This window comes from Mangrovimonas sp. TPBH4 (assembly GCF_001280505.1).
In the GTDB taxonomy this organism is placed as follows: Bacteria; Bacteroidota; Bacteroidia; order Flavobacteriales; family Flavobacteriaceae; genus Mangrovimonas_A.
Genome location: NZ_LBIO01000042.1, coordinates 365606 through 388925 on the forward strand (window position 1 = coordinate 365606; position 23320 = coordinate 388925).

A 23320-nucleotide genomic window follows, 5' to 3' on the forward strand; every position below is an offset into this window, starting at 1 on the left:
CGTGGCAGTAACAGAAAAGAACATATTGAATAAGTTGTACTTTGTGGCAGGGACCATGTTTGTCTTTGTGCTTGCAGTAGTGTTTAAGCTGTTTGTGATTCAGTTTGTGCAGGGGGATAAGTATCGGGACTTGGCGGAGAAACGTACCGTTAAAAATGTTGAGATTCCAGCAAACAGAGGCAATGTATATTCTGCCGATGGTAGTTTGTTGGCAACCTCTATTCCTAAGTATGATATTAGGTTTGATGCCTTGACGCCTTCGGCACGTACGTTTGAAAAGTATTTGATTCCTCTTTGTGATTCCTTGTCCAAATATTCCGGGAAGCCTTCTGCCTTGTATCAAAACTATTTGAGGAAAGCTCGAGCTAATAAGAATAGATATTATTTGATTGCTAGAAACATCAGTTACTCCAATTATATAAGGATTAGGAATTTTCCAATGTTAAACCTTGGAGCTTATAAAGGAGGCTTGATTGTAGAGCAAACTACTCGTCGGGAACATCCTATGGGTGCTATCGCGCATCGTTCGATTGGGTATGAAAGAGTAGATGGAGAAGGAAATGTTACTAGAGCGGGAATTGAAGGAGCTTATGGACAGGAGTATTTGAGTGGTGTAAATGGGCATAGGTTGAAGCAAAAGATTGGAAACGGGCAATGGAAACCTATTGCCGATTATAATGAAGTGGAGCCTCAGGATGGCTACGATCTATATACCACTATTGATGTTAATATTCAGGATGTGGCTCATCATGCTCTGTTGAAGCAGTTGGAGGAGTATGAGGCAGACCATGGCTGTGTGGTTGTGATGGAGGCTGAAACTGGTGAGATCAAGGCAATTTCTAATTTGGGTAGAAACGAAAACGGACACTATTATGAGCGTTTGAATTATGCGGTGGGTGAGGCTCATGAGCCGGGTTCTACGTTTAAAGTAATGGCTTTAATGGCTGCTTTGGAAGATAAAGTTGTAGATACGTCTGCTATCATCGATACCAAAATGGGGTATAAGCAGTTTTATGGCCGTGGTATTTATGATACTCATGGGCATGGCAAGATTTCGGTAGCTAGAACTCTGGAGGTGTCGTCCAATATTGGATTAGCGACTATTATAGATCAAGGGTATTCAAAACAACCGCAAAAATTTGTTGATCATCTTAAGGATTGGAGATTAGACAAGCCTTTGGGATTGCCAATTTTGGGCGAAGGGCAGCCGGTTATTCCAAGTCCGGGTGATAAAATATGGAGTAAAAACGCCTTGCCCTCTATGGCTTATGGCTATAATTTAAAGTTGACACCTTTGCAGACGTTGACCTTTTACAATGCTATAGCTAATAATGGGGTGATGGTGAAGCCTAGGTTCGTGCGTTCTGTTAAAGAATTGGATAGAGTTGTAGAGTCTTTTGAGCAAGTAGAGCTTAAGAATAGGATTTGTTCGGATAAAACCTTGAAGGAAATTCAAGATATATTAAAGAATGTTGTGGAACGTGGTACAGGGCATTCTTTGTATTCGCCGCATTTTTCAATGGCCGGAAAAACTGGTACGGCCCAAACCGAATATTGGATGAAGGATTGGAAAGAAAATAGACGTTACATTTCGTCTTTTGCAGGGTATTTTCCTGCGGACAATCCCAAATATTCATGTATCGTGGTAATTCATAAGCCTAGTGTAAAAAAGGGGTATTATGGAGCAGATGTTACCGGACCTGTGTTTAAAAGAATTGCACAGAAGATCTTTACCGATACGCCTTTGATAGATGAAGTTGAGCAATTAGAGTTTGCCGATGCGAAGACTGAAAAGGATTTTGAAACCTATTATGAGGTGGCTAAAACCTATAAGACAATCATGCCGAATGTGGTGGGGATGCCGGTCATGGATGCTATGGCGCTTTTGGAGAACATGGGCTTGAAAGTGAAGGTGAACGGTGTTGGTGAAGTGAGGAGACAATCTGTTAATAAGGGGGTGAAAATAGCGCCTAACCAAACTGTAGTATTGAATATTTGATGATAGAATTAAAGGACATATTGTATAAGGTGACCTTAAACGCAGTGGTGGGAAGTACTTCTGTGAAGGTGGGATCTGTACATTTTGATTCTCGAAAGGTTAAAAGCAATGATGTATTTGTTGCTATCAAGGGTACTGTGGTGGATGGTCATGACTTTATAGAAAAGGCTATTGAGGATGGTGCTGCGGCGATTGTTTGTGAGGTTCTGCCAAAGGAATTGAAAGAAAGGGTTACCTATATACAAGTTGAGAATGCCAATATGGCCTTGGCTTTTATGGCGGCCAATTTTTATGGAAATCCATCTGAAAATTTAAAGTTGGTTGGAGTGACGGGTACCAATGGAAAAACTACCGTTTCAACATTGTTGTATCAGTTGTTTAAAAAGGCGGGCTTTAAGGTTGGTCTGTTGTCCACGGTAAAAATCATGGTGGATGACAAGGAATATAAGGCTACTCATACCACTCCAGATTCTTTGACTATCAATAAGTATTTGAAGGAGATGAATGATGAGGGCGTGGAGTTTTGTTTTATGGAGGTGAGTTCTCATGGTATTCATCAGTGCAGAACGGAAGGGCTTCATTTTGAGGGGGGCATTTTTACAAATTTAACGCACGATCATTTAGACTATCATAAAACATTTGCTGAATACCGCGATGTGAAAAAAATGTTCTTCGATCAATTGCCAAAATCGGCCTTTGCATTGGTAAATATTGATGATAAAAATGGCTTGGTAATGATGCAAAACACCAAGGCTAAAAAGCAAACCTATGCCTTGAAATCGTATGCCGATTTTAAAGCCAAAATATTGGAAAACCAATTTGGAGGTTTGTTGTTGAAGTTGGATGACAATGAGGTGTGGACACGTTTGATTGGAAATTTCAATGCCTATAACATTTTGGCAATTTATGCTACTGCCAAATTGTTAGGGTTGGAAACCGTAGAGGTGCTTCAGTTGGTAAGTCAATTGGAGAGTGTTAGTGGACGTTTCCAATATTTTGTTTCCGGAGATAAAATCACGGCCATTGTGGATTATGCGCATACGCCGGATGCCTTGAAAAATGTGTTGGAAACCATCAATAGTATCCGGACCAAGAATGAAGAGCTGATTACGGTTGTGGGCTGTGGTGGTGATAGGGATAAAACCAAGCGTCCTAAAATGGGGCATATTGCCTCGGCTTTAAGTACCAAGGTCATTTTTACCAGCGACAACCCTAGAAGTGAGGTGCCAGAAACCATCATCGAGGAGATTGAAAAGGGGGTAGAGCCTCAAAATTTCAAAAAAACACTGTCTATTGTAGACAGGAAACAAGCTATTAAAGCAGCATGTCAAATGGCGCAACCCAATGATATTATCTTGGTGGCTGGAAAGGGGCATGAAACCTATCAGGAAATCAAAGGCGAGCGTTTTGATTTTGATGATTACGAAATAGTGAAGGATTTTTTAAAACAGTTGAAAAAATAAGAAGTTACCAATGTTGTATTACCTATTCGAATATTTAGAAAAAGAATTCCAGTTTCCTGGGGCATCACTCTTTGGGTATTTAACATTCAGGGCAGCTATAGCAATTATTTTGTCTTTGTTGATTTCTACCATCTATGGAAAGCGCATTATCAATTTCCTTCGGAGACAGCAAGTGGGTGAAACCATTAGGGATTTAGGTCTGGAAGGACAGGTTGAAAAGGCGGGAACACCAACGATGGGGGGAATCATCATCATTATGGCGACTTTGATTCCAGTGCTCTTATTGGCGAAGTTAGATAACGTCTACATTTTGTTGTTGATCGTTACCACGGTTTGGATGGGAACTATTGGATTTATTGATGATTATATCAAGAAATTCAAAAATGATAAAGAAGGGTTGAAAGGGCGTTTTAAAGTATTAGGGCAAGTAGGTCTAGGGATTATTGTAGGGACAACGCTTTACTTTAATGATAATGTTACCATAAAGGAGAAGTTGCCCGTTGCTCAGCAACAAGAAATTTTGATGGATGATCCAAATGTGTCACCTTCAAAGTTGTTTCAGGACGAGGAAAAGTCAACAAAAACCACCATTCCTTTTGTGAAGGGTAACGAGTTTGATTATGCCGATTTAATTACGTGGATCCATCCAGACTTAAAACAATACGCTTGGATGGTATTTGTAATCGTGGCCATTTTTATCATTACTGCGGTATCTAACGGGGCTAACCTAACCGATGGAATTGATGGTTTGGCAGCAGGGACTTCGGCAATAATTGTGCTCACTTTGGGGATTTTTGCTTGGGTATCGGGTAATATCATTTTCTCCGATTATCTCAATATTATGTACATCCCAAGAGTAGAAGAAATCACTATTTACATTACAGCATTTGTTGGGGCTTTGATTGGTTTCTTGTGGTACAACACCTATCCTGCTCAAGTGTTTATGGGGGATACCGGTAGTTTAACTATTGGAGGAATTATAGCTGTGATTGCAATTGCAGTAAGAAAGGAGTGGTTGATTCCTGTGTTGTGTGGAATCTTCCTTGCTGAAAATTTATCTGTGGTATTGCAGGTGAGCTATTTTAAATATACCAAGAAGAAGTTTGGTGAAGGTCGACGCATTTTTAAGATGTCACCTTTACATCACCATTATCAGAAATCGGGATATCATGAGAGTAAGATTGTAACTCGATTTTGGATTGTGGGAATATTGTTGGCAATCCTGTCCATAGTGACCTTGAAAATTAGATAGATGAAACGATTGGTCATTTTGGGAGGCGGCGAAAGTGGCGTAGGAACGGCACTTTTGGGAAAAGCGAGAGGTTTTGAAGTATTTGTTTCCGATAAGGGAAAAATAAAAGAGAAATATAATCAGGTTCTTATACATCATGAGATTGATTGGGAGGAAGAGCAGCACACAGAGGCTAAGATTCTCAATGCAGACCTAGTAATGAAAAGTCCGGGTATTCCTAATAAAGTGAATTTGGTAGGACGATTAATAGCAGCCAGCATTCCCGTGATTTCGGAAATAGAATTTGCGTCAAGATATACCGATGCAACTATTGTCGGAATCACAGGGAGTAATGGTAAAACAACTACAGCGTCGTTAACCCATCACATTCTCAAACAGGAACTGGAAGTAGGATTGGCAGGAAACATTGGCGATAGTTTTGCAAAACAGATTTTGGAAAAAAACTATCCTAATTATGTTTTGGAGATCAGTAGTTTTCAACTGGATGATATTGTGGATTTCAAGCCGCATATTGCTGTGATTACCAATATTACGCCAGATCATTTGGATAGATACGATTATAAGTTTGAAAATTATATTGCATCCAAATTTAGGATTGTCATGAACCAAACCAAGGATGATTACTTAATCTACGACGCCGATGATGAAGTAATCAATAAATGGTTAGAGAAGCATCCTGTTCAATCAAGATTATTGCCGTTTTCTTTAACGAAGACAATTGAGAATGGCGCCTATTTAGACAATGAAAATATTATAATAACAATCGATAACAACCCTATTATTATGCCTACAAAAAGTATAGCACTGGAAGGTAAACACAATGTGAAAAATGCCATGGCGGCATCAACCGTAGCACATTTATTAAGAATTAGAAAACAAACGGTACGCGAAAGTTTGGAGAATTTCCAAGGTGTAGAACATCGTTTGGAGAATGTGCTTAAAATAAATAAGGTGCAATACATTAATGACTCCAAAGCAACTAATGTAAACGCTACTTATTTCGCGTTGGAAAGTATGGATGCGCCTACGGTATGGATTGTTGGAGGCGAGGATAAAGGGAATAATTACAGCGAGTTGTATCGTTTTGTAAACGAAAGGGTAAAAGCTATCATTTGTTTAGGGGTTGATAATCAAAAGTTATTGGATAGTTTTTCGGGTATGGTTGATGTTATTGTAGAAACTCAAAGTATGACGGAGGCCGTTAAAATGGCATATAAACTTGCCGAAGCTGGAGATAATGTATTGTTGTCGCCTGCTTGTGCGAGTTTCGATTTGTTTGAAAATTATGAGGACAGAGGTCGTCAATTTAAAGAAGCAGTAAGAAATTTATAAATAAAGAGTAAAAATTAGCAGTAACGTGCAAAAGTTGTTTGAAAATATAAAGGGAGATCGATTGATATGGGCCATTGTGGCACTGTTGGCAATTTTCTCTTTTCTTCCCGTGTATAGTGCATCCAGTAATTTGGCTTATACTGTGGGTGGTGGGAGCACGTTTACGTTTTTTGTAAAGCATTTTGTGCATTTGCTTTTGGGCTTTGTCATTATGTATGGTACGCATAAGATCCCGTATCGATATTTTAGGGGCTTGTCCATGGTGATGTTGCCAGTGGTATTGGTGTTGTTGGTTGTTACAATGTTACAGGGAACTACTATTGAAGGGGCTAATGCAAGCAGGTGGATACAGATTCCGTTAGTAGGGATGTCATTTCAGACGTCTACATTGGCCTTTGTGGTATTGATGGTTTACGTGGCCAGGTATCTTTCGAAAATTCAGGATAAAAAAGTATCGTTTAAAGAGAGTATTTTGCCGCTTTGGATGCCTGTTTTTTTAGTATTAATATTAATTTTGCCGGCGAATTTTTCAACAACGGCCATCATGTTTGCTATGGTGTTGGTACTGACCTTTATAGGTGGGTATCCCATAAAGTATTTGGCGGTTATAGTGGGTTCCGGAATTTTAGCGTTGGCATTCTTTGTGTTGGTAGCAAAGGCGTTCCCCGATTTAATGCCTAACAGGGTAGACACGTGGATAAGCCGTATAGAAAATTTCTCCAATGGTGAAGATACCGAAGAAGATTACCAAATAGAAAAAGCCAAAATAGCAATTGCTTCTGGAGGGATCCAGGGAGTTGGTCCTGGTAAAAGTGTTCAAAAGAACTTTTTACCACAGTCATCATCCGATTTTATTTTTGCAATCATCATTGAAGAGTATGGTCTTTTAGGCGGGTTGTTTTTGCTATTAATGTACTCTTGGTTTTTGTTTAGAATTGTGATTGTATCACAAAAATCGGATACCATTTTTGGAAAATTACTAGTGCTGGGGGTTGGCTTGCCAATTGTCTTTCAGGCCTTGATCAATATGGCGGTTGCTGTGGAATTGTTTCCTGTAACGGGACAAACACTTCCGCTTATCAGTAGTGGGGGAACCTCTATTTGGATGACTTGTATGGCGGTAGGGATCATTTTGAGTGTAAGCGCTCAAAGGGAAGAAATAAAAGAGCAGGAAGAAGATATAAATATTGAAGAAAATCCACTTGAAATTTTAAGTGAAGCGATATAATGGGAAACTATAAAATCATATTGTCTGGAGGCGGTACAGGAGGTCATATCTACCCTGCTATTGCTATTGCAAATGAATTGAAGTCCCGTTACCCGAAGGCTAAGTTCCTGTTTGTTGGTGCCAATGATAGAATGGAAATGGAAAAGGTGCCGCAGGCGGGGTATCCTATCGAAGGACTTTGGATTTCTGGAATACAACGCAAGTTGACTCTAAAAAATGCTATGTTTCCATTCAAATTGGGGATTAGCTTGCTGCGCTCTCGAAAAATTATCAAAAGTTTCAAGCCAGATATCGTTATTGGTACTGGTGGATTTGCGAGTGGACCATTACTGTATGTAGCGTCTTCCAAGCATATTCCAAGTTTGATTCAAGAGCAGAATTCCTTTCCAGGAATCACCAATAAGCTTTTGGCAAAGCAGGTGGATAAAATTTGTGTGGCCTATGATGGTTTGGAGCGTTTTTTTCCAAAGGAAAAATTGGTAAAAACAGGCAACCCAATCCGTCAGGATTTATTAGAGATAGACAATAAAACAATTGAAGCCAAAGATGTTTTCAAATTAAAACACGGTAAGCATACCTTGTTGGTTTTGGGGGGAAGTCTCGGTGCTAGAAGAATAAATGAATTGGTGGAAAGCCAACTGGAGTATTTGCAGGAGCAAAATGTCCAGGTAATTTGGCAATGTGGCAAATTGTATTATCAACAATACAAACGCTACAATGATATGGAAGGTGTGCAGGTGCATCCATTTTTGAACAATATGGATATGGCTTATGCCGCTGCAGATGTCATCATTTCAAGGGCTGGCGCAAGTTCGGTATCGGAGTTATGTGTGGTTGGGAAACCAGTGATTTTTATCCCCTCGCCAAACGTATCCGAAGACCACCAAACCAAAAATGCCATGGCCATTGTTGAAAAACAGGCCGCGGTGATGATAAAAGAACAAGATTTAAATAGCGACTTTCAGTCTGAGTTCTCAAAATTATTGAGTTCAAAAGAGCAAAGAGAATCGTTAAGTAAACATATAAAAACATTGGCTTTGGTAAATGCTACCAAGGACATTGTGGATGAAGTTGAAAAGCTTTTGAAGAAATAAATGGAATTTAAACACATACATAACGTCTATTTTATAGGAATTGGAGGCATAGGCATGAGCGCTTTGGCGCGATATTTTGCGGCCAACAATAAGTATGTGGCTGGGTATGATAAAACCAAGACCGAAGTGACGGTTGCCTTGGAAGAACTCGGCATTAAGGTTCATTTTGAAGATGCTGTGGATCAAATTGAGGAGTCTTTTCTAAATCCTGAAAATACTTTAGTAGTGTACACCCCCGCAGTGCCAAAAGATCACAAAGAATTGGAATATTTCAAGTCCAATGGATTTTTGGTAATGAAGCGTTCGACGGTGTTGGGAGAAATTACCAAGCAAACCTTCTGTCTGGCAGTGGCCGGAACTCACGGGAAAACCACGACAACTAGTATACTTGGGCATTTGTTGAAGGAATGTGGGGTAGAAGTAACCGCTTTTTTGGGAGGAATCAGTCAAAACTACAATTCCAACTTGATTTTGGAAGGAACTGAGGTGACAGTTGTTGAAGCCGATGAATTTGACAGGTCCTTTTTGACCTTGTTTCCAAATATGGCTTGTATCACCTCTATGGATGCAGACCATTTGGATATCTATGGAGAGAAGGAAGCGCTTCAGGATTCGTTTGTACAGTTTACAAAGCAGTTGAAGCCAGAAGGGAAACTGTTCGTTAGAAATGGTTTGCCTTTAAAAGGAATAACATATGGTATAGAGGATGATTCCGACTATGCCGCTCAAAATATTAGAATAGAAAATGGAGCTTATGTGTTTGATGTAAAAACACCTAGCGGAACTATTCTTGAAGATTTAAAATTTGACCTACCTGGTAGACACAATCTGTCGAATGCGTTAATTGCCTTGGCGATGTCTGTAGAATATGGAGTCCCTCGCCAGCAGCTCGCCAAAGCATTAGCGTCTTATAAGGGGGTTAAACGCAGATTTACTTATCATCTCAAGACGAATGATAAGGTGTTGATTGATGACTATGCGCATCATCCTGAAGAAATTAGAGCGGTTTATGAAGCTGTTCGAGAAATGTATCCGGGCCAAAAGGTCTTGGCTGTATTTCAACCGCATTTGTTTAGCAGAACGCGTGATTTTGCGGATGAATTTGCCGAGCAGTTGTCAAAATTTGATGAATTGATATTATTGGATATTTATCCAGCTAGAGAGTTGCCAATTGAAGGGGTGACTTCCCAGTGGTTATTGGGTAAAGTATCCAATAGCCATAAGGCATTGGTTGAAAAACCGGAATTGATTTCGGCTATAAAGGAATCCGAAGCCACCGTGATTTTAACATTGGGAGCCGGCGATATAGGAGAAGAAGTACAATCTATAAAACAAGGGTTAAGCGTTGCAAATTAACAAAGGACATATAAAGCTGATGATCGTGCTCATTTTGGTGAGCGGACTGTTTGCATTTTCCTCTGTAAGGAATGCTAAACGCAAGGTGAGTGAGCCTGAAATTAACTTTCTAGGTGATGATAACTTATTCATTACACCTCAGACTGTTAGTAAGTTGTTAATACAAAATAATCAGTCTATTGCAAACAAGCCTAAAGAAATTATAGATTTGAAATACTTGGAGACTGCCCTGAATTCCAATCCGTTGATCAAGGAAGCTCAAGTATTTATGAGTGTTGATGGAGTGATCACCACAGAAATTGAGCAAAAACAACCTATTGCCCGAGTAAATACTAACGCATCCTATTACATAGATACCGAAGGTTCCTACATGCCTTTGTCTACAAATTATTCTGCAAGAGTACCAATGGTTACGGGAAATGTGCTTAAGAATGATTTACAGAACGTATACAATATTGCTAACAAAGTTTATACAGATGAATTTTTAAAACAGCATGTTGTTGAGATTCACCAAAACGAAGACAAGTCCATTGATGTGAGATTTAGACTAAACGACTTCGTAATAAAGTTTGGTAGCTTAAAAAAATTGGATAAAAAACTAAACAATCTCAAGGCTTTTTACCAAAAGGCCTATAAAGATAAAACCCTTGACAGTTATAGCACGGTGAACTTAAAATTTGATAATCAGGTCATCTGCACCAAAAAGTAAAGAATGGAAAACAATAAAATTTCAGTAGGATTAGACATAGGGACCACAAAAATTGTGGCTATGATTGGTCGTAAAAATGATTACGGAAAAGTTGAGATTCTTGGAATTGGAAAATCCAAAAGCTTAGGTGTGCACAGAGGTGTGGTTAACAATATTACCCAAACCATTCAATCTATTCAACAGGCGGTTCAAGAAGCCGAGGCTGAATCTGGATATAAAATCGAAGGGGTTACGGTGGGGATTGCTGGGCAGCATATTAGAAGCTTGCAGCATAGCGATTATATCACGCGTGCCAATTCCGATAAGGTGATTGATGATGATGATATCGACATGTTGATCAACCAAGTGCATAAATTGGTAATGTTGCCAGGGGAAGAGATTATTCATGTATTGCCACAGGAGTACAAAGTAGATGGTCAAGCCGAGATTAAGGAGCCTATTGGAATGTATGGTGGACGTTTGGAAGCCAATTTCCATGTGGTAGTTGGTCAAGTATCATCTATCAGAAATATTGGCCGATGTGTGAAAAGTTCCGGATTGGAATTGGAAGGCATCACTTTGGAGCCATTAGCATCTGCTAATGCGGTTTTGAGCCAAGAGGAAAAGGAGGCGGGAGTGGCGCTTATCGACATAGGAGGTGGTACCACCGATTTGGCAGTGTTCAAAGACGGAATCATCCGTCACACGGCGGTAATTCCTTTTGGAGGAAATGTGATTACTGAAGATATCAAGGAGGGCTGTTCAATTATTGAAAAACAGGCTGAATTGTTGAAAATAAAATTTGGATCGGCATGGCCGGGAGAAAACAAGGATAATGAGATTGTGTCCATTCCAGGATTGAGAGGAAGGGAGCCAAAGGAAATTACCTTGAAAAACCTATCCAAGATCATCCATGCGCGTGTGGTTGAAATCATAGAGCAAGTCTATGTGGAAATCAAAAACTACGGGCACGAAGAGCAGAAAAAGAAATTGATTGCCGGAATTGTGTTGACGGGTGGAGGTGCCCAATTAAAGCACTTAAAGCAATTGGTAGAATATATTACAGGAATGGATACCAGAATTGGGTATCCTAACGAGCATTTAGCCGGTGATAGCGATGAAGATGTGGCAAGCCCTCTATATGCTACAGCTGTTGGTTTGGTTATGGACGGCTTAAAGCGTCAAGAGCGTATACGCATTGAAGAAGAAGTTGTAGAGGAAGTGGTTGAAGAACCTGAAGTAGAGTCAGCTCCTGCCGAAGATATTGTTGAGGAAGAGCAACCTCAAGAGCCGCCACGAAAGGAACGCAAATCCTTCTTGGACAAACTAACAGAGCGAGTAAAAGATTTTTTAGATAACGCAGAATAATTAATATAAATCCAGTAAAGAACTAATTATATGAGCAACAACAACGAATTTGGGAATATTGCATTCGATTTACCAAAGAACCAATCCAATGTTATCAAGGTGATTGGTGTTGGAGGTGGAGGAAGCAACGCCATTAACCACATGTTCCAGCAAGGAATTAAGGGCGTTGACTTTGTGATTTGTAATACAGACTCCCAGGCACTTCAAAATAGTGGTGTCCCAAACAAGATCCAATTAGGAGTAAATTTAACCGAAGGATTAGGAGCAGGTGCAAACCCAGAAGTTGGGGAGCAGGCTGCTTTGGAGAGTTTAGAAGATATCAAACGCATGTTGGATACCAATACAAAAATGGTATTCATTACTGCGGGAATGGGCGGAGGAACTGGTACTGGAGCAGCTCCTGTAATCGCCAAATTATCGAAAGAACTGGATGTTTTAACCGTGGGAATTGTGACCATGCCTTTCCAATTTGAAGGAAAGACAAGAAACGAGCAAGCCCAAAGAGGAATTGAAAAACTGAGAAGTCATGTGGATTCCTTGATCGTTATCAATAACAACAAACTGCGTGAGGTTTATGGTAACTTAGGGTTTAAGGCTGGATTCTCAAAGGCAGATGAGGTCTTGTCGACGGCATCCAGGGGTATAGCGGAAGTAATTACGCATCACTATACCCAAAACATCGATTTACGTGACGCCAAAACCGTATTGAGCAATAGTGGAACCGCCATAATGGGGTCTGCTTCTGCATCCGGTAAAACGCGTGCACAGGAAGCTATTATGAAAGCTTTGGATTCGCCGTTGTTGAATGATAATAAAATTACTGGAGCCAAAAACGTATTGTTGCTTATCGTTTCTGGATCTCAGGAAATTACTATTGACGAAATTGGAGAAATCAATGATCACATTCAAAACGAAGCTGGTCATGGTGCCAATATCATTATGGGGGTTGGTGAAGATGAATCACTTCAAGAATCCATCTCCGTAACCATCATTGCTACTGGATTTAACATTGATCAACAACACGAAATTTCCAATACGGAAATAAAAAAGGTAGTTCACGCCCTTGAAGATGACAAGGATGAAGTCAAGGTGAAAGAACAAGACCCGGCCATTATTACTCCAGATATTGTTTTGGAAAAAGAAGAGCCTAAAGCTCCAAAAATGGTGGTGCATACCTTGATGGATGAGGATGAGGAGGAAGAAGCGACTCCTGCTAATTCGCATTCTGAATTAATTCCAACAACCGAGTTTATCAAGAACATCAATGTATCTTATGAAGAGGTTTTGGACCACAAAACCATGAGTGAAGAAGATTTTATCATCACCCCGGTTCAAGAGGTAGAAGAAGAAAAGTCTGTTAGTAAGGGATACGAACAGGAAGAACAAATTTCATTGACCTTTGATTTGCCTTTAAGTACGCCTCCAAAACAGGAAGAAAAGCCTAAGCATGGCATGGGGAATGAGCCTAAAATGTTGTTTAATCTTGATGATGAAATTAGAAACATCAGAGAGATCAAAAACATTAAGGTGAATGATCATATTGAAGTAGTTCCTGTAACGGAAGCCAATGAAAATGGTGAAAAGCGTTACGCTTTGGATGATTTTATGGATGAGGATTCATCTAGTAGCCAAGCTAAGTTGAAAAAAGAAACTAAAGTTGAAGAGGATATCATTTTTGAACGTAAAGTTGTAGAACCAGAACAACCTCAGAAACGCGAAGTAGAGGAATTGGACCCTATGAACAGTCCTATCTCAGATCTGCTTAAAGAACGCGCCGATGAGAGACGTCGTAAAATGAAGGACTTCAATTATAAGTTCAATACAGCAAAGATTGACGAAATTGAAAAAGAACCTGCTTACAAACGACAGGGTGTGAATTTGGCGGAGTCTCAGCACTCCTCCGAAACCAATGCTTCCAGAATGTCTGTTGGAACTGACGACAATGATGACATTCAATTAAGGAGTAACAATTCATTTTTACACGACAACGTAGATTAATAGCAAATTTAGTTTAGTGTTTCACACTTGTGTCAAACCCGGGAGGTATTATGGTGGCTTTCCGGGTTTTTTATTTGGCTTTAAAATGGGGTTTTCCTGTTAAAATCTGTCGGTTTCAATCTTTATTTTTTATTATCTTCGCAGTTCAATAAAACACCTTGATATGAGTTTACAGCAAGAAGTAATGGCTGCAATGAAAACAGCAATGAAAGCCAAGGATCAGACAGCTTTGGCCGCTTTAAGAGCAATTAAATCTGAGATCTTATTGGCACAAACCGAATCAGGATCTGCAGATGGCCTTACGGAAGAACAGGAATTGAAAATTGTTTCTAAGCTTGTAAAGCAACGTAAGGATAGTGCTACTATTTTTAAGGAGCAAAATAGAGAGGATTTGGCCGAACCTGAATTAGCGCAAGCGGAAGTAATCAGTCAGTTTTTACCTGAGCAATTGAGTGAGGAAGAAGTAGAAGCTGTAGTAGTTGCCGCCATCACGAAAGTTGGTGCAGAAGGAATGAAAGATATGGGGAAAGTAATGGGGGTAGTTAACCAAGAATTGGCAGGAAAGGCTGATGGTAAAACCATTGCTACCATTGTTAAGGCAAAATTATCCTAGACATATAGAAATTTGGCTGCGTAGTTCAACTGGATAGAATATCAGATTTCGGCTCTGAGGGTTGGGGGTTCGAATCCCTCCGCGGTCACAAAGTATGGTTCAACATTGTAAATGTTGGGCCTTTTTTGTTTTAAAATAAAAACGCTTCTTTGGTTAATTTTTTTACAATCTATCAAAGTATTTCGCGTTATTTGTGAGTCTAACCAATAAATCTTTAAAGTATTTTGGCAGGCGTAGATTCAACTATATTGGGAATTTTTTTAATCGGACTTCTTTTAATGCTTATTTATTTCGCTTTGCGAATGGTGGAGTTTAGATATGTCATTAAATATAGACGTCCTTTGTATGTGCACTTTCCTTTTTGGCTGAAAACCTTGAATGCAGGACAGCAATCTATTCTCCGAAATCAATTCACCTTTTATAGAAAATTATCTCGCAGGCAGCAGCGTTTTTTTGAACATAGGGTGGCTTCTTTTATTTCTGATAAGGATTTTATTGGCAGGAGTGGAGTGGAGGTGTCTGAGGAGATGAGAGTGCTTATTTCTGCTACTGCAGTGATGCTTACCTTTGGTTTTAGGGATTTTTACATAGGTCTTATTGATAAAATTTTTATCTACCCTGAAGAATTTTATTCAACTATAAATGAATCTTACCACAAAGGGGAATTCAATCCTAAATTGCAGGCGTTGGTGTTGTCTTGGAAAGACTTTGAAGCCGGTTATGAAATTGAGAATGACAATTTGAATTTAGGTATTCACGAATTTGCCCATGCTATACATTTGAATAGTTACAAAGAAAAAGATGTGAGCTCCACACTGTTTTCCGATTCGTTTAGGGAATTGACCGAATTATTGTCCGGCGATGAGGCTCTAAGGAAGTCGTTGATAGAATCCGAATACTTTAGAAATTACGCCTATACCAACCAATTTGAATTTATAGCGGTAATTATTGAAACATTTATTGAGACTCCCCAGGAATTTCAGACCTTATTTCCAGAAATTTATGCTAAAACCAAACAGATGCTCAATTTCCACTTTGCAGGCTACTAGTTTTTCTTTCTGTTGAAAAATTTATTTTTAAGAATATGGCTTCTGTAACTCTTGTTGGTAGCAAAGGTGACCACTCTTTCTTTAGCGTTTATATAGGCGTATCTAAAATTATAATCCAACTTCCCATATCGTTGATGCTGTATGCTGTATAGATAATTCGATTGCTTGAATTTAAATTTGCGTTTTAAAGGTAAATGTTGGTATTCTTTAAAAAGGGTGGCGTTTAAAGTGATGTAACCGGCAGTTATTTTATTTGAAAGCAAAGATTCAAGAAGCTTTTCGTCTTTGTAAAGACCGAGAACAAGACTGTCGTAGCTGTTCTTCAAAGATATGCGGTTATAGAAGTAACCATGGTCATTAATCTGCCAGCTTAAGATATTGTGCAAATTGAAGTAATAGTTGTTAGGAATAGAAATACCATTTACCAATTGCTTGGATTGAAGCATATGCTCTAAATTAATCAATTTTCTATGTTGAAATATTAGTAAACCAGTGTGTAGCTCTACTGCAGCCAACCTGTTTTCCGAAACTTGCCTAGGATAATGTCGGTAGTTTTTAACTTCGTAATTGAATTTGAATAATTTGTTGTAGCCTTCGTTTTTCAAAAGTTCAAAAGCCTTGTCAATTTGGTTGTCTTGAACTAAAATGTCAATGTCTCCAACCATTCGCTCGGATAAACTTTTGTATAAACCACTAGCAAGCATTGCAGCTCCTTTTACGAAAACATGATTGATTTTATGTTTTGAGAAAAGCTGACTAATAAATACTACCTCCTTCAAAATTTGTTTGCTTCTATCTAGATTCAAGTTGTTGATTTCTTCTAGGTATGCAGCAAGTTCCTCTGGGAGTATATCCAATAATTGTTTTGTTTTTAATCTGTTGTAAATAGCAGGTAGGAGTAAATGACTGCTTCCAACTTTTACAAAATTGTCCCAGTCCATCTCTGGGGAAGATAGGGCCTGTTGTAATTTTAAATCATCAGACTCAAAACTTAAGATTTCAGCAATCCTTAAAAATGTCGATTTTAGGGAAGGCATATACTGTTATTATTGAATTGGTAATATACGATTAATTCGAAAATAGCGATTTGAATTTTGAAATAGCTTCTTCGTTATTGTTGTAGGTAAGTGAATAGAATTCTACGGTTTCCAGCCAATTTAAAAATAATTTTGCATGCTTGGGATTTGGTGAAATCCAGGACTCAGGAATGAGGGTTTCTAGAGCTTTGGCAGGATTTAATTCTGATAGCGAAGTGCTAGGTGTATTTTGGTCATATTTTACTAGGACTATCTTATTGCAAGGGAAATCAAATTTTTTAGGGTTGGTGTTAGAAGGCGGGATATATTTCACGTACCCTTTGGTGTTATTGATGAAAACATCATCGTAGGAATCCAATTTTGGGAAATATGGTTTGAGCACCTCAAAAGCACCCTGTTTGATAGAAATAGCATTTGGGTTTCTGTAGACATGTAAATTGTCAGCTAGCATAGCTGTTATGTCATCGGATATTAAATCCAGACCATGGGCCATCAAAAGAGCGCTTAAAGTACTTTTTCCATTCCCAGAGTCGCCTATTAACATTAAAGCCTCTTTTTCATTACCTAAGGTGGAGGCATGAAAGGTTCCCAGCCAATCTGATTCTTGTTTATTGTAAAGTTCACATAACAATAAAAAATTAAATTTTCCTTGAAGTTTATGGTAGTCCTTTTTTAGGAAGGCATACTGGAACTCTTGGTTTTTGTATAGAAGGATGTGTTCATCGTTTTCTAAGATGTTAAAAGAAAGTTGAAAATGAAACGAATTTTTCTCAAGAAGATAACTAAGGTTTGGATGTAAATAGGACTTCAGCAATTGTGAAGCGTAATTTACTTGTATTGGCTTTGTGAAGGTAGAGTATAAGTAAGAAATATTTGTTTCATATCCTTGGTCAAGATTCGAGTATTTTTGTTGAATATGTTGAGAATCTATTTTATTGGAATCGATTAGAAAACTTTCTATATCAAGGTAAAGCTCTTTCGAGTTGATTTTAGGATTATAAATGGATATGCTGTTTTCAAAATCATCAAAGGAGTTAGAGGTTAAAAATAACTCTATATACTTATTGGTAGTTTCGTCTGCAATAACATAACGATTACTGTTAAAAAACCAAAGCACGATAGTTTTTCCTATCGTGCTTTTATATTTGGGATGTATATACTTCAAATTTAAATGAGTTTAAATTTTTATGACCTACGGTATGGGCCAACCATCTCCACCAGTAGGGGGAGGAGATTGCGCCTGTGCTTTCGTTGGGTTCAGAATAAGAAATGTTCCCGCGGCAGTTATAGCGGCATATTTTCCCATGCGCTTAATGGCTTGCTTTCTTGAAATAGATTCTTGTGAGTTTTTCTTCTTCATGCCGTAAATATATAAAACATTTTTATTGTAATGGATATAAATGAAGGTTTAGCTATTTTAATCTACTATAATTTTCTGTATTTTTTCTTGAGTATTGTTCTCCAGTTTTACAACATAAACGCCATTAGTAACATTAGAAATGTCAATCTCTTGTCTATTTATATTAGGTAATACCTCCGAGTTTAATACTAAACGTCCTTGGATATCATAAATATATAATATGGTGTTTTTTTCTAAATTTCCTCTAATAATTAATTTGTCCTTTCCTTTAATGTTGAATATCTCAATGTTTGAAAGATCATTGTCTCCATTAGAAAGTGTATTATTATCAAATGTAATATAGAATCTTCCTGGAGTTGTCAATGTAGATGATGTTGTGAAAGTATAATCGCTAGTGTTTAAAAGTGTAAAAGTATTAGTTTCTATGTCTTCTAAATACACATTGATTTCTGTCGGAATAGTTGACTCAACAATGGAAATTGTCAATTGCTGTCCTTGAGGAGCATTGATTCCTAATGGTATGTTGACAGGGTTCAAAATATCAGTGTTGCCTATAGACTGTATAGCCATGTCAATACCGTTATTCTCTTGAACTAGTTCTGAGTAGATATCGTAACTTGCAGCATTAAAACCTAATATGGCAGAATCATAACCTGGGTCAAGCCCTAACGAAGCATTGTCATTCAAGTAAAGGGATGTTTGTCTTACTTGTTCGGTAGAGTTGGAAACTTGAAAGGTTGCGAAGTATGAATTATTGGAAGTAGAGGCTTGTTTACCTACAATAAAATCATCACTACTGCCTGTACTTCTCATATTAGGATTGAAGGTAACACTTCCACCCTCTGGCTTGGAGGTAACCAAGAACCCTTGACCAGGTGTAATTACGGCATTTGGATTGGCGTCGGAATAAGCTAAATTCCAAACGGTATAACTGGCATTACCTAATGAATTATAACCGTACACTCCAGCAGAGTTTTCAAGGAATAAATCGTTGTTTATGTTTAAAAATTCTGAAAGGGATAAATAAGAAGGATAAGGGTTTCCAATGGCATTCCATTCCAAATATGATGGGCCAGATTGTTCAATAGGTGCTAAGATTGTTCCTGTGTTCACTGTCCCTGAAAAAGCAAAGTTATTACCGTCGGTGGAGGCTGCTCTATACCCAATACCTGGGTCTAGGGTTGTCAGATATTCCTCTAATACATCTGTATCCCAGTATAAATAAGCTCCGGTAGCTTTGTCAAACGGGCCAAATCGTTTCATGGATGGATTTGCAGGGTTGAAATCTATATTATCATTATTAGAAGCAAAAACTCCAAACTGTTGTCCCGTAAGAGGGGCTGAAATCAAGTCATTACCTCCTACTGAAGCCGTCGTGTTTACATGACGTTCGTAGGTGACCGTTCCATTTATTGTGCCATCCAAAATTAAACTGGAATAGGAATCTGATTCTGAAAGCAAACCAAGATCGTTTATAACAGTAAATGTAACACCGGATGGAATATGCACGCCTGCACCAGGGCTTACTAACATTACAGACGCTTCAGTATCTGCGTCCATTTCATAAACACCACTTTGAACTAATATCACGTCTCTATCTGTTGAAACTCCAGTTGGATTTTGCGGGTCCCAAATAAGTCCATTGTAGGTGTAGTTGATTGGTGGAGGTAATGGTGTTCCTTCAATTCTAAAATTATCAAAGGCAGCAAAATCATTTTGGTTATTAGAAATTACAGTAACATTTAATCTTACAGTACTTGCGCCTTCTGTAATTGGGAGGGTTACGGTGCCTTCTTGGTCAATTCCCTGGCCTGAACTTACTCCAACTACTAGGTCTATAAGTCCTTGAGAAACATTGTCAATAAAAAGTTCGTATTGTACAAAATCATTGTTGTCAAATGCATCAGCTTCATAATCAAAACTTACCGAAACCTCTGTGTAATCCGAGACTGAAAAAGTTTCCAAAGAAATTGTTCCTTCAGTATTTTGAGCACCAAAAAAGAAGGAGCCTTCAGAAGGCATGGTTGTAAAGGAGCCGAAACTAGAATCGGCAACACCCCAATAAGTGTTATTACTAGTTAAATCCTCTTCTGGGCTAATAGTGTAATCCCAAGTACCGCCACCTTCAAAACTTTGAAAGGCAAGGAAGGATGAACCGTTAATAATACTGAATGGAGCACTAAAAGCGCCAGGAAGCTCACTGTTTGAGGCAACCAAATTAATAACATAGCCATCTGTAATTGTCGAGTGAATAATGGTTTCAAACGTAGCTATTCCGTCAATAGGTGCAACTGTAATAGGAGCTCCTAAAAGGGCTCCAGTAGATTGAATTGTAATGGATGAAGTTATATCAGCATCAATATTACCATTTGAATCTTCTGCAGCAACCATAACAAAAGGCGTCATTATTTCATTAACATTAGTGTCTGTTGGCTCTTGTAAAAAACTTAAGTGAGTTGCAGTAACTTCAATTCTGTTAGCGTCTCCAGCAATAGAACTTTGCGCACCACCAGCATCTGAAGCTGCAAAGCCCGATCCTAAACTATCTGCGTTAGCAGAAGTGATTGTTAGCTGAATTTGTTCGTTATCAGTAACCGTAGATTTAAAGGTTGCATAAACTTCAAAAGTCTTAGTGCCATCATTATTGGCAGTTAGTGTTAACCCTGAAAAAGCAACGGTATTACCGGTGACAGTTAATTCGCTTAAATTTTGAGTGCCGTCAAAAAGGGCTAGTGCTTCTAAGTTTTCAAAACCAGCAATCGTAAATTCCAAATCGGTTAAAATAGTAGCCACCTCATCAGCATCAGTAGTATCATCACCTCCGTCTTGGATAACGAATTCGGCAATTTTAATTGCGTTAGAAGTTGTCAAACCAGCACCTGCATTGAAGGCTGTGTAATCAATGTTTTCGTTAGCATTGAATGTAGAAGAATTTACAATATTCGATTCCATTGCATTGGTTTGTGGAATTACAGATCCTAGGATACGTGCGCCAGGATCTGTTACACCTAATTCTGTCCAACTGGCTTGTGGCATAATGCTAAGCCATCCGCCAGTATTATTGGCGCCCCATGCATATAATCTGAAGGTTACAGTTCCTGAGTTTCCAGAATTAATGGTTAGGCCTGTTAAACTAAAAGTAGTTTCAGTGGTTGTAATTGTCTGGGCAGGTTCTACTGGAGAGCTAGTACTAAAGCCATCTGTGCTATAAAATACTTGCCAGTTTTGAGGGCCATTTTGATGACGATCCAAGGCAATGTCCAATTGCGAGATGTTCATCGAGTAGTCGGTATTGGAGGTAAGCGACCATTGTATGTACTCATTTGAGGTGATGGCATCATTTAGTGAAGCAGAATCCCAGTCGTCTGATGTAAATTCAGAGCCATTGTCGTTAAGGATGCCGTTTCCTCGTTCAAATCCCGAAGCGGATATGTTAGGGACAGTTCCTGTTGCCGTTGGCGTTGTACCAGAGGTACTGGCAATGGTTGCAATGGTACTTTGCCCCCAACTAAATTGAAGCGCCAAAACAAAAATTAAAGCAGTAAATGTAATTTTTGACATAATATTTTGGTTGTAAAGTTGATTTTAATAGCAAATATGCATATAAAAATACGAATTCTTAACGACAAATTCTAGTATTTTGAGGTTTAGGCATTGTGTCGGTTTTATGTGATTTTTAACGAAAAAAATGGTTTTTGATAAATTCATCGCATATCGAGCTGTGTTTTTGTGATTGTATTGTTTTTGAGGGGTAAAAAAGTGAATTTGTCAATGTTTTTGGTTGATTGTTAAAATTTTAATGATTTCGACGTGTAATTTTTTTCGTTGCTTGAATCGGGTTATTTTTACAAATCAAATGTGTGAACCTCAAAATTGGATATAGCATTTTAGGTTTTGTTTTAATGAGCATTTGAAATGTTATTCGAATTCTTGTCTAAATGTTGAGATGTGAGAGTCTTGTGAGGTGTTAAATGTGGATGGCCTTATGGGCTTAGGTTGGATTGATGAGCGTTTATTTAAATGAAGACAGAGCTATGAAATTGAATTTTTTACGTCGTTTGGAGCAGCGCAAGGAATATTAGGACAGATTTTAAAGTGTCCAACCTAGGTTTGAAATAGGATAAAATGAAATAAGACAGTAATATTGCCGTTGGGTCAGAAAGAATAACATTCTAGATATTTCAGGATGCTATTCTTTTTGTATATCACTCAGATGTAAATAGGGATATTAAAAACAGAATAGAGATTCTGGTCCACTTTGTCGGGTAAGTGATGAATATGAAGGAGAAATAGGGGTAATAACTAGATTAATTTTTAGGGCATTCTTAATGAAAAGAAAAGTGTCCTTAATGCATAATGTATGAAGCAAAAAATAGCTTTTATAACTGGAGTGACAGGGCAGGATGGTGCTTATTTAAGTGAGTTCTTGTTGAAAAAAGGATATATAGTTCATGGCTTGAAGCGACGTTCGTCCTTGTTTAATACAGATAGGATTGATCATTTGTATCAGGATCCGCATGAATCCCATAGAAATTTTATACTCCATTATGGAGATATGACTGACAGTACAAACTTGATTCGTTTGATTCAAGAGATACAGCCTGATGAAATTTACAATTTGGCGGCGATGAGTCACGTACATGTGTCCTTTGAGGTGCCAGAATATACGGGCAATGCTGATGGTTTGGGGACTTTAAGGATTCTGGATGCTGTTCGACTTCTAGGGTTGGAAAAGAAAACAAGAATTTACCAAGCTTCCACTTCTGAATTGTATGGGAAAGTACAAGAAGTGCCACAGTCTGAAGCAACACCTTTTTATCCTCGTAGTCCTTATGCAGTGGCTAAAATGTATGCCTATTGGATTACTGTAAACTATCGTGAGGCTTACGGAATGTATGCTTGTAATGGTATTTTATTTAATCATGAATCTCCAATTAGAGGGGAAACGTTTGTGACTAGAAAGATTACCAGAGCTGTTTCAAGGATTGCCTTAGGTTTACAGGATAAATTCTATTTAGGAAATCTTGATGCACAGCGCGATTGGGGACATGCCAAGGATTATGTGCGTATGATGTGGATGATTTTACAGGCAGATGAGGCCGAAGATTGGGTGATTGCTACCGGAAAGACAACAAAAGTACGTGATTTTGTACGTATGGCATTTGCCGAAGTTGGTGTCGCCTTGGAATTTAAAGGTGAAGGTGTTGAAGAAAAAGCTTTTGTAGTGTCCTGTGATAATCCAGAATATCAAATTGAAATAGGAAAAGAAGTTCTTGCGGTAGACCCTAAATACTTTAGACCAACTGAGGTAGATTTGCTTATTGGAGATGCTTCAAAAGCAAATAATAAATTAGGATGGACACCAAAATATGATTTGAAGGATTTGGTGAATGATATGATGCAAAGTGACCTGAAATTAATGAAAAAGGAGCAGTACCTTAAAGAAGGAGATTATCAAATTTTAAATTATTTTGAATAGTTTT

Annotated in this window: 16 protein-coding genes and 1 tRNA gene; 14 read left to right on the top strand and 3 right to left on the bottom strand. The window is 38.4% G+C overall.

Going from position 1 to position 23320, the window contains the following annotated elements; all coding sequences use genetic code 11:
• Position 1: 1 nt before the first annotated feature.
• From ZA05_RS07285 to ZA05_RS07345, 13 genes are all read left to right on the top strand, one after another.
• A complete protein-coding gene (locus ZA05_RS07285) occupies positions 2–1999 on the top strand; it encodes a penicillin-binding protein (protein WP_082333709.1) in 1998 nt (665 codons plus the stop codon).
• Positions 1999–3462: a UDP-N-acetylmuramoyl-L-alanyl-D-glutamate--2,6-diaminopimelate ligase gene (locus ZA05_RS07290; protein ID WP_053991009.1), complete on the top strand. Its 1464-nt coding sequence runs from the start codon at positions 1999–2001 to the stop codon at positions 3460–3462. Before ZA05_RS07285 ends, ZA05_RS07290 begins: the two co-directional genes overlap by 1 nt.
• Positions 3463–3472: 10 nt before the next feature.
• Entirely contained in the window at positions 3473–4714 is a 1242-nt protein-coding gene (mraY, locus tag ZA05_RS07295; protein ID WP_053991010.1) for a phospho-N-acetylmuramoyl-pentapeptide-transferase, read from the top strand.
• The gene (gene murD, locus ZA05_RS07300; RefSeq protein ID WP_053991011.1) at positions 4715–6046 is read left to right on the top strand and encodes a UDP-N-acetylmuramoyl-L-alanine--D-glutamate ligase; all 1332 of its coding nucleotides are present in this window, start codon (positions 4715–4717) and stop codon (positions 6044–6046) included.
• Positions 6047–6071: 25 nt separating this feature from the next.
• The gene (locus ZA05_RS07305; RefSeq protein ID WP_053991012.1) at positions 6072–7274 is read left to right on the top strand and encodes an FtsW/RodA/SpoVE family cell cycle protein; all 1203 of its coding nucleotides are present in this window, start codon (positions 6072–6074) and stop codon (positions 7272–7274) included.
• On the top strand, positions 7274–8368 hold the full coding sequence (gene murG, locus ZA05_RS07310; protein ID WP_053991013.1) for an undecaprenyldiphospho-muramoylpentapeptide beta-N-acetylglucosaminyltransferase: 1095 nt from the start codon (positions 7274–7276) through the stop codon (positions 8366–8368). The genes ZA05_RS07305 and murG overlap by 1 nt, the downstream gene beginning before the upstream one ends.
• Positions 8369–9724 (top strand): UDP-N-acetylmuramate--L-alanine ligase, encoded by a 1356-nt coding sequence (gene murC / locus ZA05_RS07315; RefSeq protein WP_053991014.1) that lies wholly within the window; start codon positions 8369–8371, stop codon positions 9722–9724.
• Positions 9714–10433: a cell division protein FtsQ/DivIB gene (locus ZA05_RS07320; protein ID WP_053991015.1), complete on the top strand. Its 720-nt coding sequence runs from the start codon at positions 9714–9716 to the stop codon at positions 10431–10433. The genes murC and ZA05_RS07320 overlap by 11 nt, the downstream gene beginning before the upstream one ends.
• A gap of 3 nt (positions 10434–10436) precedes the next feature.
• Entirely contained in the window at positions 10437–11780 is a 1344-nt protein-coding gene (gene ftsA, locus ZA05_RS07325) for a cell division protein FtsA (RefSeq protein WP_053991016.1), read from the top strand.
• Between the two features lie 30 nt (positions 11781–11810).
• Positions 11811–13778, top strand: a complete 1968-nt coding sequence (gene ftsZ / locus ZA05_RS07330) for a cell division protein FtsZ (protein WP_053991017.1) — start codon at positions 11811–11813, stop codon at positions 13776–13778.
• Between the two features lie 163 nt (positions 13779–13941).
• The gene (locus ZA05_RS07335) at positions 13942–14391 is read left to right on the top strand and encodes a GatB/YqeY domain-containing protein (RefSeq protein WP_053991018.1); all 450 of its coding nucleotides are present in this window, start codon (positions 13942–13944) and stop codon (positions 14389–14391) included.
• A gap of 14 nt (positions 14392–14405) precedes the next feature.
• Positions 14406–14479: transfer RNA gene (locus ZA05_RS07340), tRNA-Arg, on the top strand.
• A 190-nt stretch (positions 14480–14669) separates the two neighbouring features.
• On the top strand, positions 14670–15440 hold the full coding sequence (locus ZA05_RS07345; protein ID WP_082333710.1) for a zinc-dependent peptidase: 771 nt from the start codon (positions 14670–14672) through the stop codon (positions 15438–15440).
• Here the strand turns inward: ZA05_RS07345 and ZA05_RS07350 are convergent.
• The 3 genes from ZA05_RS07350 to ZA05_RS07360 form a co-directional block, all read right to left on the bottom strand.
• Positions 15437–16477: a nucleotidyltransferase family protein gene (locus ZA05_RS07350; protein WP_053991020.1), complete on the bottom strand. Its 1041-nt coding sequence runs from the start codon at positions 16475–16477 to the stop codon at positions 15437–15439. The two genes, ZA05_RS07345 and ZA05_RS07350, sit on opposite strands and share 4 nt — an antisense overlap.
• A 31-nt stretch (positions 16478–16508) precedes the next feature.
• Positions 16509–17642 carry a hypothetical protein gene (locus ZA05_RS07355; RefSeq protein WP_053991021.1) on the bottom strand — a complete coding sequence of 378 codons (1134 nt, stop codon included), beginning with the start codon at positions 17640–17642 and terminating at the stop codon, positions 16509–16511.
• 252 nt (positions 17643–17894) lie between these two features.
• The gene (locus tag ZA05_RS07360; RefSeq protein ID WP_053991022.1) at positions 17895–21398 is read right to left on the bottom strand and encodes a T9SS type A sorting domain-containing protein; all 3504 of its coding nucleotides are present in this window, start codon (positions 21396–21398) and stop codon (positions 17895–17897) included.
• Between the two features lie 799 nt (positions 21399–22197).
• Here ZA05_RS07360 and gmd point away from each other — a divergent pair.
• A complete protein-coding gene (gene gmd, locus ZA05_RS07365) occupies positions 22198–23316 on the top strand; it encodes a GDP-mannose 4,6-dehydratase (protein WP_053991023.1) in 1119 nt (372 codons plus the stop codon).
• The last annotated feature ends 4 nt before the right edge of the window (positions 23317–23320 follow it).

Excerpts from the sequence above, each read along its gene's own strand:
- ZA05_RS07290 (WP_053991009.1), top strand. The coding sequence starts at position 1,999 with ATGATAGAATTAAAGGACATATTGTATAAGGTGACCTTAAACGCAGTG.
- mraY (WP_053991010.1), top strand. The coding sequence starts at position 3,473 with ATGTTGTATTACCTATTCGAATATTTAGAAAAAGAATTCCAGTTTCCT.
- murD (WP_053991011.1), top strand. The coding sequence starts at position 4,715 with ATGAAACGATTGGTCATTTTGGGAGGCGGCGAAAGTGGCGTAGGAACG.
- murG (WP_053991013.1), top strand. The coding sequence starts at position 7,274 with ATGGGAAACTATAAAATCATATTGTCTGGAGGCGGTACAGGAGGTCAT.
- murC (WP_053991014.1), top strand. The coding sequence starts at position 8,369 with ATGGAATTTAAACACATACATAACGTCTATTTTATAGGAATTGGAGGC.
- ftsA (WP_053991016.1), top strand. The coding sequence starts at position 10,437 with ATGGAAAACAATAAAATTTCAGTAGGATTAGACATAGGGACCACAAAA.
- ftsZ (WP_053991017.1), top strand. The coding sequence starts at position 11,811 with ATGAGCAACAACAACGAATTTGGGAATATTGCATTCGATTTACCAAAG.
- ZA05_RS07335 (WP_053991018.1), top strand. The coding sequence starts at position 13,942 with ATGAGTTTACAGCAAGAAGTAATGGCTGCAATGAAAACAGCAATGAAA.
- ZA05_RS07345 (WP_082333710.1), top strand. The coding sequence starts at position 14,670 with ATGCTTATTTATTTCGCTTTGCGAATGGTGGAGTTTAGATATGTCATT.
- ZA05_RS07350 (WP_053991020.1), bottom strand. The coding sequence starts at position 16,477 with ATGCCTTCCCTAAAATCGACATTTTTAAGGATTGCTGAAATCTTAAGT.
- ZA05_RS07360 (WP_053991022.1), bottom strand. The coding sequence starts at position 21,398 with ATGTCAAAAATTACATTTACTGCTTTAATTTTTGTTTTGGCGCTTCAA.
- gmd (WP_053991023.1), top strand. The coding sequence starts at position 22,198 with ATGAAGCAAAAAATAGCTTTTATAACTGGAGTGACAGGGCAGGATGGT.